The organism is Streptomyces sp. NPDC041108 (genome assembly GCF_055592645.1).
The window spans coordinates 719,913-734,172 of record NZ_JBVIYK010000003.1 but is presented as its reverse complement, the minus strand read 5'-3'; the positions used below and the strand labels follow the sequence as shown (position 1 = coordinate 734,172).

The window sequence follows — 14,260 nt, the reverse complement described above, 5'->3', positions numbered from 1 at the left end:
GGGACATGCTGATCCCCCGTAGGGTCAAGCACCGCAAGCAGCACCACCCGAAGCGTCGTGGCCAGGCCAAGGGCGGTACGACGGTCGCGTTCGGCGAGTACGGCATCCAGGCCCTCACGCCGGCGTACGTGACCAACCGCCAGATCGAGGCGGCCCGTATCGCCATGACCCGCCACATCAAGCGTGGCGGCAAGGTCTGGATCAACATCTACCCGGACCGCCCGCTCACGAAGAAGCCCGCCGAGACCCGCATGGGTTCCGGTAAGGGTTCCCCTGAGTGGTGGATCGCGAACGTGCACCCGGGCCGGGTCATGTTCGAGCTGTCCTACCCCAACGAGAAGATCGCCCGTGAGGCCCTGACTCGCGCAGCCCACAAGCTGCCGATGAAGTGCCGGATCGTCAAGCGCGAGGCAGGTGAAGCGTGATGTCGGCCGGTACCAAGGCGTCCGAGCTGCGCGAACTGGGTGACGAGGAGCTTCTCAACAAGCTCCGCGAAGCCAAGGAAGAGCTGTTCAACCTCCGCTTCCAGGCGGCGACCGGTCAGCTCGAGAACCACGGGCGGCTCAAGGCCGTCCGCAAGGACATCGCGCGGATCTACACCCTGATGCGTGAGCGCGAGCTGGGCATCGAGACGGTGGAGAGCGCCTGATGAGCGAGAGCAATGTGACTGAGACGAACACCGAGTCGCGCGGATTCCGCAAGACCCGTGAGGGCATCGTCGTCAGCGACAAGATGGACAAGACCGTCGTCGTCGCCGTCGAGGACCGCAAGAAGCACGCCCTGTACGGCAAGGTCATCCGCAGCACGAGCAAGCTCAAGGCCCACGACGAGCAGAACGCCGCCGGCGTCGGCGACCGTGTCCTCCTGATGGAGACCCGGCCGCTGTCCGCCACGAAGCACTGGCGTGTCGTCGAGATCCTCGAGAAGGCCAAGTAATTCCTGCGGCCAACCCCGCAGGTCAGTTCCGCCAGGCTCGGCAGGGGCTCCCTCGTGAAGAGGCGGCCCCTGCCGGGAACCGGCAGACAATCAGGAGATAGACGTGATCCAGCAGGAGTCGCGACTGCGTGTCGCCGACAACACTGGTGCGAAGGAGATCCTTTGCATCCGTGTGCTCGGTGGCTCCGGTCGCCGCTACGCGGGCATCGGTGACGTCATCGTCGCCACCGTCAAGGACGCGATCCCCGGCGGCAACGTGAAGAAGGGTGACGTCATCAAGGCGGTCATCGTTCGCACCGTCAAGGAGCGCCGCCGTCCGGACGGCTCGTACATCCGCTTCGACGAGAACGCCGCCGTCATTCTCAAGAACGACGGCGACCCTCGTGGCACCCGTATCTTCGGCCCGGTCGGCCGGGAGCTGCGCGAGAAGAAGTTCATGAAGATCATCTCGCTCGCGCCGGAGGTGCTGTAAGCATGAAGATCAAGAAGGGCGACCTGGTCCAGGTCATCACCGGTAAGGACAAGGGCAAGCAGGGCAAGGTCATCGCGGCCTTCCCCCGCGAGGACCGCGTCCTGGTCGAGGGTGTCAACCGGGTCAAGAAGCACACCAAGGCCGGCCCGACCGCCAAGGGTTCGCAGGCCGGTGGCATCATCACGACCGAGGCGCCGATCCACGTCTCCAACGTCCAGCTGGTCGTTGAGAAGGACGGCAAGAAGGTCGTCACGCGTGTCGGTTACCGCTTCGACGACGAGGGCAACAAGGTTCGCGTTGCCAAGCGGACGGGTGAGGACATCTGATGGCTACCACCACGACTCCGCGTCTCAAGACGAAGTACCGCGAGGAGATCGCGGGCAAGCTGCAGGAAGAGTTCTCCTACGAGAACGTCATGCAGACCCCGGGCCTCGTCAAGATCGTGGTCAACATGGGTGTGGGCGACGCCGCCCGCGACTCCAAGCTGATCGAGGGCGCCATCCGCGACCTCACCACGATCACCGGGCAGAAGCCGGCCGTCACCAAGGCCCGCAAGTCCATCGCGCAGTTCAAGCTGCGTGAGGGCCAGCCGATCGGTGCCCACGTCACGCTCCGTGGCGACCGCATGTGGGAGTTCCTGGACCGCACCCTGTCGCTCGCGCTGCCGCGCATCCGCGACTTCCGTGGTCTGTCCCCCAAGCAGTTCGACGGCCGTGGCAACTACACCTTCGGTCTCACCGAGCAGGTCATGTTCCACGAGATCGACCAGGACAAGATCGACCGTACCCGGGGTATGGACATCACCGTGGTGACCACGGCGACCAACGACGCTGAGGGCCGCGCCCTCCTTCGTCACCTCGGCTTCCCCTTCAAGGAGGCGTGAGCGAGATGGCGAAGAAGGCTCTGATCGCGAAGGCTGCTCGCAAGCCCAAGTTCGGCGTGCGTGGCTACACGCGCTGCCAGCGCTGCGGCCGTCCCCACTCCGTGTACCGCAAGTTCGGCCTGTGCCGCGTGTGCCTTCGTGAGATGGCTCACCGTGGCGAGCTGCCGGGCGTGACCAAGAGCTCCTGGTAGTCCCCGCTTTCAGGGACTCCCGAAGCTCTCGGTAAGCACTGGGCGTGTCAGGCGCCCACCCTTTCATGGCTTAGGCTTCGAGGGTTGGGCGCCTGACGGTAGCCCGTACGACTTACTACGCCGTAGGTCCCCGCACCGCACCCGTCCCGCCACCGAGTGGGGAGAGGGATGGCGCATACAGGAAACCCCGGCGAGAGAGGCCGAAGGCCAATTCATGACCATGACTGATCCGATCGCAGACATGCTTACGCGTCTGCGGAACGCGAACTCGGCATACCACGACTCCGTGACGATGCCGGCATCGAAGATCAAGTCTCACATCGCGGAGATCCTCCAGCAGGAGGGCTTCATCACGGGCTGGAAGGTCGAGGACGCCGAGGTCGGCAAGAACCTCGTCCTGGAGCTGAAGTTCGGCCCCAACCGTGAGCGCTCCATCGCGGGCATCAAGCGGATCTCCAAGCCCGGTCTCCGGGTTTACGCGAAGTCCACCTCCCTGCCCAAGGTGCTGGGTGGCCTCGGCGTGGCGATCATCTCCACGTCCCACGGGCTCCTCACCGACAAGCAGGCCGGCAAGAAGGGCGTAGGCGGAGAAGTCCTCGCCTACGTCTGGTAGCGGAAAGGAATCGGAGGAAAAAGCTATGTCGCGTATTGGCAAGCTCCCCATCACGGTTCCCGCCGGCGTGGACGTCACCATCGACGGCCAGACGGTCTCGGTCAAGGGCCCCAAGGGCACGCTGACCCACACCGTCGTTTCGCCGATCGAGATCGCCAAGGGTGAGGACGGCGTCCTGAACGTCACCCGCCCCAACGACGAGCGTCAGAGCAAGGCCCTGCACGGCCTGTCCCGCACGCTGGTGGCGAACATGATCACCGGCGTGACCCAGGGTTACGTGAAGAAGCTCGAAATCAGCGGTGTCGGTTACCGCGTGCAGGCCAAGGGCTCGAACCTCGAGTTCGCGCTCGGCTACAGCCACCCGATCACCGTCGAGGCGCCCGAGGGCATCACCTTCAAGGTGGAGAACCCCACCCGGTTCTCGGTCGAGGGCATCGACAAGCAGAAGGTCGGCGAGGTTGCGGCCAACATCCGCAAGCTGCGCAAGCCCGACCCGTACAAGGCCAAGGGCGTCAAGTACGAGGGCGAAGTCATCCGCCGCAAGGTCGGAAAGGCGGGTAAGTAAGCCATGGCATACGGTACGAAGATCGCTAAGGGCGACGCTTACAAGCGCGCAGCCATCAAGCGGCGCCACATCCGGATCCGTAAGAAGGTCAACGGTACGGCTGAGCGTCCCCGCCTGGTCGTGACCCGCTCGAACCGCCACATCGTGGCCCAGGTGATCGACGACCTCAAGGGTCACACCCTTGCGTCGGCGTCCACCCTGGACTCGTCGATCCGTGGTGCGTCGGAGGACAAGTCGGCGCAGGCCGGCAAGGTCGGCGCCCTGGTCGCCGAGCGTGCCAAGGCCGCCGGTGTCGAGGCTGTCGTGTTCGACCGTGGTGGTAACCGGTACGCGGGTCGCATCGCGGCCCTGGCCGACGCCGCCCGCGAGGCCGGGCTCAAGTTCTGAGCTCGCTGCGTAGCTAGCGGAAAGAGAGAGGTAAATCCAATGGCTGGACCCCAGCGCCGCGGTGGCGGTGCCGGTGGCGGCGAGCGGCGGGACCGGAAGGGCCGTGACGGCGGCGCAGCTGCCGCCGAGAAGACCGCGTACGTTGAGCGCGTTGTCGCGATCAACCGCGTCGCCAAGGTTGTGAAGGGTGGTCGTCGCTTCAGCTTCACTGCGCTCGTCGTAGTGGGCGACGGTGACGGCACCGTGGGTGTCGGTTACGGCAAGGCCAAGGAGGTGCCGGCCGCCATCGCCAAGGGTGTGGAGGAGGCCAAGAAGCACTTCTTCAAGGTCCCCCGCATCCAGGGCACCATCCCGCACCCGATCACGGGCGAGAAGGCCGCGGGCGTCGTCCTGCTCAAGCCTGCTTCCCCCGGTACCGGCGTCATCGCCGGTGGCCCGGTGCGTGCCGTGCTCGAGTGCGCCGGTGTGCACGACATCCTGTCGAAGTCGCTCGGCTCGTCGAACGCGATCAACATCGTGCACGCGACCGTGGAGGCCCTGAAGGGCCTGCAGCGTCCCGAGGAGATCGCGGCGCGCCGTGGTCTGCCGCTCGAGGACGTCGCTCCCGCGGCTCTGCTGCGTGCGCGTGCCGGGGCCGGTGCTGCGTAATGGCACAGCTCAAGATCACGCAGACGAAGTCGTACATCGGCAGCAAGCAGAACCACCGTGACACCCTGCGTTCCCTTGGTCTCAAGGGCATCAACACGCAGGTCGTCAAGGAGGACCGCCCCGAGTTCCGCGGCATGGTGCACACCGTCCGCCACCTCGTGTCGGTCGAGGAGGTCGACTGATCATGGCGGAGAACAACCCGCTCAAGATCCACAACCTCCGTCCCGCCCCGGGCGCCAAGACCGCCAAGACCCGTGTGGGTCGTGGTGAGGCGTCGAAGGGTAAGACGGCTGGTCGTGGTACCAAGGGCACGAAGGCCCGCTACCAGGTTCCGGAGCGCTTCGAGGGTGGCCAGATGCCCCTCCACATGCGTCTCCCGAAGCTGAAGGGCTTCAAGAACCCGTTCAAGACGGAGTTCCAGGTCGTGAACCTGGACAAGCTCGCCGCCCTCTACCCCGAGGGTGGGGAGGTCACCGTTGCCGACCTGGTCGCCAAGGGTGCCGTCCGCAAGAACAGCCTCGTCAAGGTCCTCGGCCAGGGCGAGATCTCCGTGGCGCTGCAGGTGACGGTCGACGCCGTCTCCGGCTCCGCCAAGGAGAAGATCACCGCCGCCGGCGGTACCGTCACCGAGCTCGTCTGAACACATCAGGCGTCTCGATGACTTGAGCGATCCCGACCGGGGATACCCCACAAATGGGGTATCCCCGGTTGGTCGTTCCTAGGGAGGCAGTCCCGCCGGTAAGGTGGCCTGCACTGTCCGTTTTCACAGGGGGCCCTTCACGGGGCACTCGCCGCGGCAGTTAAACGTTACGTAAGTCGTCCTCATCAGAATCTCAAAACCGTCACCCTTGACGCAGTAGCGCGGGGGTCGCAGGAGGCACCGTGCTCACCGCGTTCGCCCGGGCGTTCAAGACGCCCGACCTGCGCAAGAAGCTGCTCTTCACGCTCGGCATCATCGTGATCTACCGGATCGGCACGCACATCCCGATCCCGGGTGTCGACTACTCCGCCGTCCAGTTCTGCATCGACCAGACCAAGAGCAACTCCGGTCTCTTCGGGCTGGTCAACATGTTCAGCGGTGGCGCGCTGCTGCAGATCACGATCTTCGCGCTCGGCATCATGCCGTACATCACGGCGAGCATCATTCTGCAGCTGCTGACCGTGGTGATCCCGCGTCTGGAAGCCCTGAAGAAGGAGGGGCAGGCCGGTACGGCGAAGATCACGCAGTACACGCGTTACCTGACGGTCGCCCTCGCCGTCCTCCAGGGCACCGGCCTCGTGGCCACCGCCCGCAGCGGCGCCCTGTTCAGTCAGTGCCCGCAGGCCAACTCCATCGTTCCCGACGACTCGATCTTCACCACCCTGGTCATGGTCGTCACCATGACCGCCGGTACGGCCGTCGTCATGTGGCTCGGTGAGCTGATCACCGACCGCGGCATCGGCAACGGCATGTCGATCCTGATGTTCATCTCGATCGCCGCCACCTTCCCGTCCGCGCTCTGGGCCATCAAGCAGCAGGGCGACCTGGCGGGCGGCTGGATCGAGTTCGGCATCGTCATCGCCGTCGGCCTGGTCATGGTCGCGCTGGTGGTCTTCGTCGAGCAGGCCCAGCGCCGGGTCCCGGTCCAGTACGCGAAGCGCATGATCGGCCGTCGCTCCTACGGCGGCACGTCGACGTACATTCCGCTGAAGGTCAACCAGGCGGGCATCATCCCTGTGATCTTCGCCTCGTCGCTGCTCTACATCCCCGCGCTCGTGGTGCAGTTCTCCAACTCGACCGCGGGCTGGGCGACCTGGATCACGAAGAACCTCGCGGACACCGCCGCTCCGGCGCACATCACGGTCTACTTCTTCCTCATCATCTTCTTCGCCTTCTTCTACGTGGCCATCTCGTTCAACCCCGAGGAAGTCGCGGACAACATGAAGAAGTATGGTGGCTTCATCCCGGGCATCCGGGCTGGCCGACCGACCGCTGAGTACCTGAGCTACGTACTCAACCGGATCACCTGGCCGGGTTCGCTGTACCTGGGTCTGATCGCTCTCGTGCCGACAATGGCGTTGGCACCCCTCGGGGCAAACCAGAACTTCCCGTTCGGCGGTACCAGCATCCTGATCATCGTGGGTGTGGGTCTGGAGACCGTGAAGCAGATCGAGAGCCAGCTCCAGCAGCGCAATTACGAAGGGTTCCTCCGCTGATGCGAATCGTCCTCGTCGGGCCGCCGGGTGCGGGTAAGGGAACGCAGGCCGCGTTCCTGGCCAGGAACCTGTCGATCCCGCACATCTCCACGGGCGACCTGTTCCGGGCCAACATCAGCAAGCAGACGGAGCTCGGCAAGCTCGCGAAGTCCTACATGGACAAGGGCGAGCTGGTGCCGGACGAGGTCACCATCGCCATGGCGAAGGACCGGATGGAGCAGCCGGACGCCGTGAACGGCTTCCTGCTCGACGGCTTCCCGCGCAACGTCTCGCAGGCCGAGGCGCTCGACGTGACGCTCCAGGACGAGTCCATGAACCTGGACGCGGTGCTGGACCTGGAGGTCCCCGAGGAGGAGGTCGTCAAGCGGATCGCCGGCCGGCGCATCTGCCGGAACGACTCCGCCCACGTCTTCCACGTCACGTACAAGAAGCCGAAGCAGGACGGCGTCTGCGACGCCTGCGGCGGCGAGCTGTACCAGCGGGACGACGACTCCGAGGAGACCGTCCGCAAGCGGCTGGAGGTCTACCACACCCAGACCGAGCCGATCATCGACTACTACAAGGCCCAGGGCCTCGTGGTGACGATCACGGCGCTCGGCCCGGTGGAGGACGTCACCCAGCGCGCCATGGAAGCGCTCAAGCGCGAGGACGACGGCCAGTAGGTCGTCGGTCGGTACGTCGGCCGCGGTGCCCGTGAGGGGCGTCGCGGCCGTACTGTTGTGTAGGCACGACCCAGAGTTCGACATTCGCGGAAGACGGAGAGCGCAGGCCCCCATGGTGCAGATCAAGAGCCCCGAGCAGATCGCCAAGATGCGCGAGGCGGGGCTGGTCGTCGCAGCCATCCACGCGGCCACCCGTGAGGCCGCTGTGCCGGGTGCCTCCACGAAGGATCTCGACGAGGTGGCCCGCAAGGTGCTCGCGGAGCACGGCGCCAAGTCGAACTTCCTCGGGTACGGCGGCTTCCCGGCGACGATCTGCACCTCGGTGAACGAGGTCGTGGTCCACGGGATCCCGAGCGACGAGGTCGTCCTGAAGGACGGCGACATCATCTCCGTCGACTGCGGTGCGATCGTCGACGGCTGGCACGGGGACGCGGCCTACACCGCCTTCGTGGGATCCGGTCACGCCCCGGAGCTGATCGAGCTGTCCCGGGTGACCGAGGAGTCCATGTGGGCCGGGATCGCCGCCATGAAGGTGGGCAACCGGCTGGTGGACGTCTCCCGGGCCATCGAGACGTACATCCGCCGGCAGCCGAAGCCGGGCGGCGGCAAGTACGGCATCGTCGAGGACTACGGCGGCCACGGCATCGGCACCGAGATGCACATGGACCCGCATCTGCTGAACTACGTCGAGCGGCGGCGCGGGAAGGGGCCGAAGCTCGTCCCCGGGTTCTGCCTGGCGATCGAGCCGATGGTGTCCCTGGGCACCCCGAAGACCGAGGTCCTCTCGGACGACTGGACCGTGGTGAGCACGGACGGAACGTGGTCCTCGCACTGGGAGCACTCGGTCGCGCTGACCGAGGCCGGCCCGCTGGTGCTGACCGCGCCCGACGGGGGCAGGGCCAAGCTGGCGGAGTACGGGATCGTCGCGGCTCCCGACCCGCTGGGCTGAGTCCGTCCGCCTGCCGGGTCCGTCCGCCCGTCCGTCCGCCCGGGGGCCGTGGCCTCCCGCGGCCTGCCGTGGCCGTCGCCAGACGCTTCCGCGGAGCCGGCGTAAGGATCACCGGCCTTGGGCATGCATACCGAATTCGTGTTTCTGGAGGCCCTGGCGTAGACTGACTCGTCGGCTCTCGTGTTTCCGTGTGTCCTCATGCGGTTACGCCGAGTCGATCAAGGTAGTCGATTCGAAGGGCGAAGCGTGGCCAAGAAGCAAGGTGCCATCGAGATCGAGGGCACTGTCGTCGAGTCTCTTCCGAACGCCATGTTCAAGGTCGAGCTCCAGAACGGCCACCAGGTCCTGGCACACATCAGCGGCAAGATGCGTATGCACTACATCCGTATCCTCCCTGACGACCGGGTCGTGGTGGAGTTGTCTCCGTACGACCTGACGCGTGGCCGGATCGTCTACCGCTACAAGTAGATCTTGCCCCCGCTCTCCGTGCCCCGGTCTCCGGGTCGCGGGTGGTGGCACTGACCCGGAGAACCTCACCCCATGAAGGTCAAGCCGAGCGTCAAGAAGATCTGCGACAAGTGCAGGGTGATCCGCCGTCACGGTCGGGTCATGGTCATCTGCGAGAACCCGCGCCACAAGCAGCGCCAGGGCTGACGCACGACCGAACCCTCTGCTCGATTCGCAGGGATTCGCGCGACGCAAGCTGAATATGTTCATACGCAGGACCCAGACGCGCTGAGCGTCTGACACCCCCGGCTCGGAGGCCGGGGACCCGTGCCGTACCTACTCCTCCGCTACAAGAGGAGGCCGGCGGCCGGGGGCCCGGTTCTGTGGAAGACCTCCGACAATCACCAGGAGCCATTGAATGGCACGCGTTTCCGGTGTTGACATCCCGCGCGACAAGCGTGTGGAGGTCGCCCTCACCTACGTGTTCGGCATCGGCCGGACCCTCTCCCAGGAGACGCTGGCAGCGACCGGCGTCGACCCGAACACCCGCGTTCGCGACCTCTCCGAGGAGCAGCTCGTCGCGATCCGCGAGTACGTGGACAACAACATCAAGACCGAGGGTGACCTCCGTCGCGAGGTCCAGGCCGACATCCGCCGCAAGGTGGAGATCGGCTGCTACCAGGGTCTCCGTCACCGTCGTGGTCTGCCCGTCCGCGGTCAGCGCACCAGCACCAACGCCCGCACCCGCAAGGGCCCGCGTCGCGCCATCGCCGGTAAGAAGAAGCCGGGCAAGAAGTAGTCCTCAGCGGACAACGCTTCATCAGCGGTCTTCGCTGTAGGACCGACCACCTCCCCGTAGGAGTTTGTAGATGCCCCCCAAGGGTCGTCAGGGCGCTGCCAAGAAGGTGCGCCGCAAGGAAAAGAAGAACGTCGCTCATGGCCACGCGCACATCAAGAGCACGTTCAACAACACGATCGTCTCCATCACGGACCCCTCGGGCAACGTGATCTCCTGGGCCTCCGCCGGCCACGTCGGCTTCAAGGGCTCCCGGAAGTCCACGCCGTTCGCCGCGCAGATGGCCGCCGAGTCGGCCGCCCGTCGCGCGCAGGAGCACGGCATGCGCAAGGTCGACGTGTTCGTCAAGGGCCCGGGTTCGGGTCGTGAGACGGCCATCCGTTCGCTGCAGGCGACCGGTCTCGAGGTCGGCTCCATCCAGGACGTCACGCCCACCCCGCACAACGGCTGCCGTCCGCCGAAGCGTCGTCGCGTCTGACCTCGCTTCTCAGGGCTTTTCGGGCGGTACGGCTCTTGTGAGTCGTATCGCCCGTACCCTTGTTACACATCAGGGCGTCAAATAGCGGGCGCCCCTGACAGAAGGATCACCACATGCTGATCGCTCAGCGTCCCTCGTTGACCGAAGAGGTCGTCGACGAATTCCGCTCCCGGTTCGTGATCGAGCCGCTGGAGCCGGGCTTCGGTTACACCCTCGGCAACAGCCTCCGCCGTACGCTCCTGTCGTCGATCCCCGGTGCGGCTGTCACCAGCATCCGGATCGACGGTGTCCTGCACGAGTTCACCACCGTGCCGGGCGTCAAGGAGGACGTCACCGACCTGATCCTCAACATCAAGCAGCTGGTCGTCTCCTCGGAGCACGACGAGCCGGTCGTGATGTACCTGCGCAAGCAGGGCCCGGGTCTGGTCACCGCCGCCGACATCGCGCCCCCGGCCGGTGTCGAGGTGCACAACCCCGACCTCGTCCTCGCCACGCTCAACGGCAAGGGCAAGCTGGAGATGGAGCTGACGGTCGAGCGCGGCCGCGGTTACGTCTCCGCCGTGCAGAACAAGCAGGTGGGCCAGGAGATCGGCCGTATCCCGGTCGACTCCATCTACTCGCCGGTTCTCAAGGTCACGTACAAGGTCGAGGCCACGCGTGTCGAGCAGCGCACCGACTTCGACAAGCTGATCGTCGACGTCGAGACCAAGCAGGCCATGCGTCCGCGTGACGCCATGGCGTCGGCCGGTAAGACCCTGGTCGAGCTGTTCGGTCTGGCCCGTGAGCTGAACATCGACGCCGAGGGCATCGACATGGGTCCGTCCCCGACGGACGCCGCGCTCGCCGCCGATCTGGCGCTGCCGATCGAGGAGCTGGAGCTCACCGTTCGGTCGTACAACTGCCTCAAGCGTGAGGGCATCCACTCCGTGGGTGAGCTGGTCGCGCGCTCCGAGGCCGACCTGCTCGACATCCGCAACTTCGGTGCGAAGTCGATCGACGAGGTCAAGGCGAAGCTGGCGGGCATGGGCCTGGCGCTCAAGGACTCGCCTCCCGGGTTCGACCCGACCGCCGCCGCGGACGCGTTCGGCGCGGACGACGACGCGGATGCGGGCTTCGTGGAGACCGAGCAGTACTAAGGGCTCGGGCCATACGGTCCGTTCTCGGGTGCGGGTGCGCTGTGGCTTGTCGCGCAGTTCCCCGCGCCCCTTCCGGGAGCGCCCCTTCGGGGCTGCTCCCGGATCTCCGACAGGCGACCGCCTGCTCGGATACTGACCCCGGTACCTGATACGGCCGGGGCAGACACCTAGGAGAAACACCATGCCGAAGCCCACCAAGGGTGCCCGTCTGGGCGGCAGCGCCGCGCACGAGAAGCTGCTCCTCGCGAACCTCGCGAAGAGCCTCTTCGAGCACGGCCGCATCACCACCACCGAGGCGAAGGCCCGCCGTCTGCGGCCGTACGCCGAGCGTCTGGTCACCAAGGCGAAGAAGGGCGACCTTCACAACCGCCGCCAGGTGCTCCAGGTCATCACGGACAAGAGCGTCGTGCACACGCTCTTCACCGAGATCGGCCCGCGGTACGAGAACCGTCCGGGTGGCTACACCCGTATCACCAAGATCGGTAACCGCCGTGGCGACAACGCGCCCATGGCTGTCATCGAGCTGGTCGAGGCGCTGACGGTCGCGCAGCAGGCCACCGGTGAGGCCGAGGCCGCCACCAAGCGTGCCGCGAAGGACGCCGAGGCGCCGGCCGCCGAGGCCAAGGTGGACACCACCAAGGCCGACGCCGCCGACGAGGCCGCTGAGGAGTCGAAGGACGCGTAAGCGTTCTGCGGGGGGCCGCGTTCTCGGCCGCGGGTTCGCCGTGGTTGTTCACGCGGTTCCCCGCGCCCCTGAGGGGGCGCGTCTGAGCGGGCCCGTTCCTTTCACAGGAGCGGGCCCGCTTTTTTGTACCTGAGAGGATCTGTACGTGAGTGATGAAGCGGCGCCCGGTCATGTCCGCGTCCGGCTGGACCTGTCGTACGACGGGAGCGAGTTCTCCGGGTGGGCCAAGCAGGCCGGGGGGCGGCGGACCGTCCAGGGGGAGATCGAGGACGCGCTGCGGACCGTGACGCGGTCCGGGGAGACGTACGAGCTGACCGTGGCCGGGCGGACCGATGCCGGGGTGCACGCGCGCGGGCAGGTGGCGCACGTGGACCTGCCGGAGGGGGTCTGGCGTGAACACCACGAGAAGCTGCTGAAGCGGCTCGCGGGGCGGCTGCCGAGGGATGTGCGGGTCTGGGCCCTCAGGGAGGCTCCCAGCGGCTTCAACGCGCGGTTCTCGGCGATCTGGCGACGGTACGCCTACCGGGTCACCGACAACCCCGGTGGTGTCGATCCGTTGCTGCGCGGCCACGTGCTGTGGCACGACTGGCCGCTCGACGTGGACGCCATGAACGAGGCGGCCCGGCTGCTGCTGGGCGAACACGACTTCGCCGCCTACTGCAAGCGGCGCGAGGGAGCCACCACCATCCGTACGCTCCAGCGGCTGAGCCTGGTGCGGGGGGACGACGGGATCATCACCGCGACCGTGCGGGCCGACGCCTTCTGCCACAACATGGTGCGCTCGCTGATCGGGGCGCTGCTGTTCGTGGGGGACGGGCACCGGGGGGCCGACTGGCCGGGGAAAGTGCTGGCCGCGGGGGTGCGGGACTCCGCCGTGCATGTCGTACGGCCGCACGGGCTGACGCTGGAGGAGGTCGGCTACCCGGCGGACGAGCTGCTGGCCGCGCGCAGCAGGGAGGCGCGGAACCGGCGGACCCTGCCCGGGGCGCCCGGGGCCGGCTGCTGCTGACCCCGGGGCGGCTTCGCGCGGGGCTACTGCCCCTCGGCCGCGGCGGCCGCCTGGGTCTCGCCCCGGCGGCGGATCTGCTCGAAGGTGGACCTGCTGAGGTCGTCTCCGGCGATGAAGACCGCCTTGTCCTTCTCCGTGACGTCCTTGCCGTCGGTGAAGCCGGAGAGGGTGAAGTAGGCGTAGCGGCCGTAGGAGTTGGCGGTCGTCCGGCAGAACGTCGTCCGGCAGAAGGTGGGGACGCCGTCGCCGGGGAGGGAGACGATGGTGCTCTTCTTGTCCCAGTCGTCCTTGACCTTGGTGGCCTTGGCCTCGGTGTCGAACAGGGCGACGCCGATCGTGACCGCGATCTTCTCCCGGAAGTAGGTCACGCGCATGAAGCGGGTGCAGTCGTTGCCGGTCAGGAGGGTGCCCAGGGTTCCCTGGACGGCCGAGGCGCAGTTCGTCGTCGAGGCCGTGGCGCCCTTGCGGTAGACGACGTCGTCGCGCTTGGTCAGCTGGGAGCCCGGGAAGAGGATGTTCGGGCTGATCGGCGCCTTGTCCTTGCCCGAGCTGGAGATGAACTCCTTCGGGTCCAGCGGCGGCGGGGCGGAGGTCGGCGCGAAGGACGGGTCGGTCTTCGCGCTGGCGCTCGGGATGTCCCCCGCGGTCGGCAGGCTGTTCGGGCCGTTCGCCGTGGTGTTGCCGCCGTCGGTGTTGACGACGGCGACGGCCACGGCGACGCCTATGCCGACCGTGGCGAGGGCGCCGCCGACGATCAGCAGGAGTCTGCGGCGCCTGTTGCGTGTTTCGGACTGCTCGGCGAGTGACGCCCAGTCCGGGGTCCGGTTACTGGTGGAACCCCACTGATTGTCCCACGGATTGTGGGAACCCCCGGGGCTCCACTGAGACCCCCCCTGCCCAAAGCTCATGGGCCGCAGTTTAGACGGGCGAAGGCATGCCTCACCCAGTTATGGGTGAGGCCTTGTCCCACCGGTGATCCGGGGCGTGGCCGGGGGCCGTTTTGACCCGTCCGGGGCAGCGCGAGTAGTCTTGCCGCTTGTTATGCGTATTGGCTTGGTCGCTCTCAGGCGAGAAGTCCTTACGTAGGTTCCCTGGAGCAGTTACCAGTGGGCGGCATACGGGCAGCGTTCCCGGCACTGTCGTCCCCAGCTGCACGATCGCTTCAGTGATGCCATGTGTCAGCACCCATCCACTGAAGAAGAAGGCT

The 14,260-nt window shown here is 66.6% G+C and carries 24 protein-coding genes; 23 read left to right on the top strand and 1 reads right to left on the bottom strand.

Annotation, left to right across the window (positions count from 1 at the left end; translation table 11 throughout):
• Positions 1-5 precede the first annotated feature (5 nt).
• From rplP to truA, 23 genes are all read left to right on the top strand, one after another.
• On the top strand, positions 6-425 hold the full coding sequence (gene rplP, locus ACZ6BB_RS12815; protein ID WP_004927269.1) for a 50S ribosomal protein L16: 420 nt from the start codon (positions 6-8) through the stop codon (positions 423-425).
• Positions 425-649, top strand: coding sequence for a 50S ribosomal protein L29 (gene rpmC / locus ACZ6BB_RS12810; RefSeq protein ID WP_005481220.1), 225 nt, complete (start codon positions 425-427; stop codon positions 647-649). The genes rplP and rpmC overlap by 1 nt, the downstream gene beginning before the upstream one ends.
• The gene (rpsQ, locus tag ACZ6BB_RS12805; protein WP_086752861.1) at positions 649-936 is read left to right on the top strand and encodes a 30S ribosomal protein S17; all 288 of its coding nucleotides are present in this window, start codon (positions 649-651) and stop codon (positions 934-936) included. Before rpmC ends, rpsQ begins: the two co-directional genes overlap by 1 nt.
• A 103-nt stretch (positions 937-1,039) precedes the next feature.
• On the top strand, positions 1,040-1,408 hold the full coding sequence (gene rplN, locus ACZ6BB_RS12800) for a 50S ribosomal protein L14 (RefSeq protein ID WP_003992364.1): 369 nt from the start codon (positions 1,040-1,042) through the stop codon (positions 1,406-1,408).
• A 2-nt stretch (positions 1,409-1,410) separates the two neighbouring features.
• Complete coding sequence (rplX, locus tag ACZ6BB_RS12795) at positions 1,411-1,734, top strand: 50S ribosomal protein L24 (protein ID WP_471615250.1); 324 nt, start codon at positions 1,411-1,413, stop codon at positions 1,732-1,734.
• Positions 1,734-2,291 (top strand): 50S ribosomal protein L5, encoded by a 558-nt coding sequence (rplE, locus tag ACZ6BB_RS12790; RefSeq protein ID WP_005481216.1) that lies wholly within the window; start codon positions 1,734-1,736, stop codon positions 2,289-2,291. The genes rplX and rplE overlap by 1 nt, the downstream gene beginning before the upstream one ends.
• 5 nt (positions 2,292-2,296) lie before the next feature.
• The gene (locus ACZ6BB_RS12785) at positions 2,297-2,482 is read left to right on the top strand and encodes a type Z 30S ribosomal protein S14 (protein WP_003948630.1); all 186 of its coding nucleotides are present in this window, start codon (positions 2,297-2,299) and stop codon (positions 2,480-2,482) included.
• Positions 2,483-2,696: 214 nt separating this feature from the next.
• Positions 2,697-3,095, top strand: coding sequence for a 30S ribosomal protein S8 (gene rpsH / locus ACZ6BB_RS12780; RefSeq protein WP_013001411.1), 399 nt, complete (start codon positions 2,697-2,699; stop codon positions 3,093-3,095).
• Between the two features lie 25 nt (positions 3,096-3,120).
• On the top strand, positions 3,121-3,660 hold the full coding sequence (rplF, locus tag ACZ6BB_RS12775) for a 50S ribosomal protein L6 (protein ID WP_319362434.1): 540 nt from the start codon (positions 3,121-3,123) through the stop codon (positions 3,658-3,660).
• A 3-nt stretch (positions 3,661-3,663) separates the two neighbouring features.
• Positions 3,664-4,047 carry a 50S ribosomal protein L18 gene (rplR, locus tag ACZ6BB_RS12770; RefSeq protein WP_005481210.1) on the top strand — a complete coding sequence of 128 codons (384 nt, stop codon included), beginning with the start codon at positions 3,664-3,666 and terminating at the stop codon, positions 4,045-4,047.
• 39 nt (positions 4,048-4,086) lie between these two features.
• Positions 4,087-4,695 (top strand): 30S ribosomal protein S5, encoded by a 609-nt coding sequence (gene rpsE, locus ACZ6BB_RS12765; protein WP_013001409.1) that lies wholly within the window; start codon positions 4,087-4,089, stop codon positions 4,693-4,695.
• Positions 4,695-4,877, top strand: a complete 183-nt coding sequence (gene rpmD / locus ACZ6BB_RS12760; RefSeq protein ID WP_045559458.1) for a 50S ribosomal protein L30 — start codon at positions 4,695-4,697, stop codon at positions 4,875-4,877. The genes rpsE and rpmD overlap by 1 nt, the downstream gene beginning before the upstream one ends.
• A 2-nt stretch (positions 4,878-4,879) precedes the next feature.
• Positions 4,880-5,335 (top strand): 50S ribosomal protein L15, encoded by a 456-nt coding sequence (gene rplO, locus ACZ6BB_RS12755; RefSeq protein WP_059079051.1) that lies wholly within the window; start codon positions 4,880-4,882, stop codon positions 5,333-5,335.
• Between the two features lie 242 nt (positions 5,336-5,577).
• The gene (gene secY / locus ACZ6BB_RS12750) at positions 5,578-6,891 is read left to right on the top strand and encodes a preprotein translocase subunit SecY (protein ID WP_471615249.1); all 1,314 of its coding nucleotides are present in this window, start codon (positions 5,578-5,580) and stop codon (positions 6,889-6,891) included.
• Positions 6,891-7,553 (top strand): adenylate kinase, encoded by a 663-nt coding sequence (locus ACZ6BB_RS12745; protein WP_013001405.1) that lies wholly within the window; start codon positions 6,891-6,893, stop codon positions 7,551-7,553. The genes secY and ACZ6BB_RS12745 overlap by 1 nt, the downstream gene beginning before the upstream one ends.
• A 112-nt stretch (positions 7,554-7,665) precedes the next feature.
• Positions 7,666-8,502, top strand: coding sequence for a type I methionyl aminopeptidase (gene map / locus ACZ6BB_RS12740; protein ID WP_471615248.1), 837 nt, complete (start codon positions 7,666-7,668; stop codon positions 8,500-8,502).
• Between the two features lie 246 nt (positions 8,503-8,748).
• Positions 8,749-8,970, top strand: a complete 222-nt coding sequence (infA, locus tag ACZ6BB_RS12735; protein WP_003948620.1) for a translation initiation factor IF-1 — start codon at positions 8,749-8,751, stop codon at positions 8,968-8,970.
• Between the two features lie 72 nt (positions 8,971-9,042).
• Positions 9,043-9,156 carry a 50S ribosomal protein L36 gene (gene rpmJ / locus ACZ6BB_RS12730; RefSeq protein WP_003998809.1) on the top strand — a complete coding sequence of 38 codons (114 nt, stop codon included), beginning with the start codon at positions 9,043-9,045 and terminating at the stop codon, positions 9,154-9,156.
• Between the two features lie 211 nt (positions 9,157-9,367).
• Positions 9,368-9,748, top strand: a complete 381-nt coding sequence (gene rpsM / locus ACZ6BB_RS12725) for a 30S ribosomal protein S13 (RefSeq protein ID WP_336539795.1) — start codon at positions 9,368-9,370, stop codon at positions 9,746-9,748.
• A gap of 70 nt (positions 9,749-9,818) precedes the next feature.
• Positions 9,819-10,223 (top strand): 30S ribosomal protein S11, encoded by a 405-nt coding sequence (rpsK, locus tag ACZ6BB_RS12720; protein WP_003956432.1) that lies wholly within the window; start codon positions 9,819-9,821, stop codon positions 10,221-10,223.
• Positions 10,224-10,336: 113 nt separating this feature from the next.
• Entirely contained in the window at positions 10,337-11,359 is a 1,023-nt protein-coding gene (locus ACZ6BB_RS12715) for a DNA-directed RNA polymerase subunit alpha (RefSeq protein WP_003966937.1), read from the top strand.
• 181 nt (positions 11,360-11,540) lie between these two features.
• The gene (rplQ, locus tag ACZ6BB_RS12710) at positions 11,541-12,044 is read left to right on the top strand and encodes a 50S ribosomal protein L17 (protein WP_471615247.1); all 504 of its coding nucleotides are present in this window, start codon (positions 11,541-11,543) and stop codon (positions 12,042-12,044) included.
• A gap of 145 nt (positions 12,045-12,189) precedes the next feature.
• On the top strand, positions 12,190-13,053 hold the full coding sequence (gene truA / locus ACZ6BB_RS12705) for a tRNA pseudouridine(38-40) synthase TruA (RefSeq protein WP_471615246.1): 864 nt from the start codon (positions 12,190-12,192) through the stop codon (positions 13,051-13,053).
• Positions 13,054-13,076: 23 nt separating this feature from the next.
• Here the strand turns inward: truA and ACZ6BB_RS12700 are convergent, their stop codons facing one another.
• Entirely contained in the window at positions 13,077-13,961 is an 885-nt protein-coding gene (locus ACZ6BB_RS12700; protein ID WP_471615245.1) for a hypothetical protein, read from the bottom strand.
• Positions 13,962-14,260 lie beyond the last annotated feature (299 nt).

What these genes read in the sequence shown, in the direction of transcription:
- rplP (WP_004927269.1), top strand. Translation starts at nt 6, where the DNA reads ATGCTGATCCCCCGTAGGGTCAAGCACCGCAAGCAGCACCACCCGAAG.
- rpmD (WP_045559458.1), top strand. Translation starts at nt 4,695, where the DNA reads ATGGCACAGCTCAAGATCACGCAGACGAAGTCGTACATCGGCAGCAAG.
- ACZ6BB_RS12745 (WP_013001405.1), top strand. Translation starts at nt 6,891, where the DNA reads ATGCGAATCGTCCTCGTCGGGCCGCCGGGTGCGGGTAAGGGAACGCAG.
- rpsE (WP_013001409.1), top strand. Translation starts at nt 4,087, where the DNA reads ATGGCTGGACCCCAGCGCCGCGGTGGCGGTGCCGGTGGCGGCGAGCGG.
- ACZ6BB_RS12785 (WP_003948630.1), top strand. Translation starts at nt 2,297, where the DNA reads ATGGCGAAGAAGGCTCTGATCGCGAAGGCTGCTCGCAAGCCCAAGTTC.
- map (WP_471615248.1), top strand. Translation starts at nt 7,666, where the DNA reads ATGGTGCAGATCAAGAGCCCCGAGCAGATCGCCAAGATGCGCGAGGCG.
- rplE (WP_005481216.1), top strand. Translation starts at nt 1,734, where the DNA reads ATGGCTACCACCACGACTCCGCGTCTCAAGACGAAGTACCGCGAGGAG.
- rplO (WP_059079051.1), top strand. Translation starts at nt 4,880, where the DNA reads ATGGCGGAGAACAACCCGCTCAAGATCCACAACCTCCGTCCCGCCCCG.
- rpsK (WP_003956432.1), top strand. Translation starts at nt 9,819, where the DNA reads ATGCCCCCCAAGGGTCGTCAGGGCGCTGCCAAGAAGGTGCGCCGCAAG.
- rpsM (WP_336539795.1), top strand. Translation starts at nt 9,368, where the DNA reads ATGGCACGCGTTTCCGGTGTTGACATCCCGCGCGACAAGCGTGTGGAG.
- rplX (WP_471615250.1), top strand. Translation starts at nt 1,411, where the DNA reads ATGAAGATCAAGAAGGGCGACCTGGTCCAGGTCATCACCGGTAAGGAC.
- rplF (WP_319362434.1), top strand. Translation starts at nt 3,121, where the DNA reads ATGTCGCGTATTGGCAAGCTCCCCATCACGGTTCCCGCCGGCGTGGAC.
- rpmC (WP_005481220.1), top strand. Translation starts at nt 425, where the DNA reads ATGTCGGCCGGTACCAAGGCGTCCGAGCTGCGCGAACTGGGTGACGAG.
- ACZ6BB_RS12700 (WP_471615245.1), bottom strand. Translation starts at nt 13,961, where the DNA reads ATGAGCTTTGGGCAGGGGGGGTCTCAGTGGAGCCCCGGGGGTTCCCAC.
- rpsH (WP_013001411.1), top strand. Translation starts at nt 2,697, where the DNA reads ATGACCATGACTGATCCGATCGCAGACATGCTTACGCGTCTGCGGAAC.
- rplQ (WP_471615247.1), top strand. Translation starts at nt 11,541, where the DNA reads ATGCCGAAGCCCACCAAGGGTGCCCGTCTGGGCGGCAGCGCCGCGCAC.
- rpmJ (WP_003998809.1), top strand. Translation starts at nt 9,043, where the DNA reads ATGAAGGTCAAGCCGAGCGTCAAGAAGATCTGCGACAAGTGCAGGGTG.
- rplR (WP_005481210.1), top strand. Translation starts at nt 3,664, where the DNA reads ATGGCATACGGTACGAAGATCGCTAAGGGCGACGCTTACAAGCGCGCA.
- rpsQ (WP_086752861.1), top strand. Translation starts at nt 649, where the DNA reads ATGAGCGAGAGCAATGTGACTGAGACGAACACCGAGTCGCGCGGATTC.
- ACZ6BB_RS12715 (WP_003966937.1), top strand. Translation starts at nt 10,337, where the DNA reads ATGCTGATCGCTCAGCGTCCCTCGTTGACCGAAGAGGTCGTCGACGAA.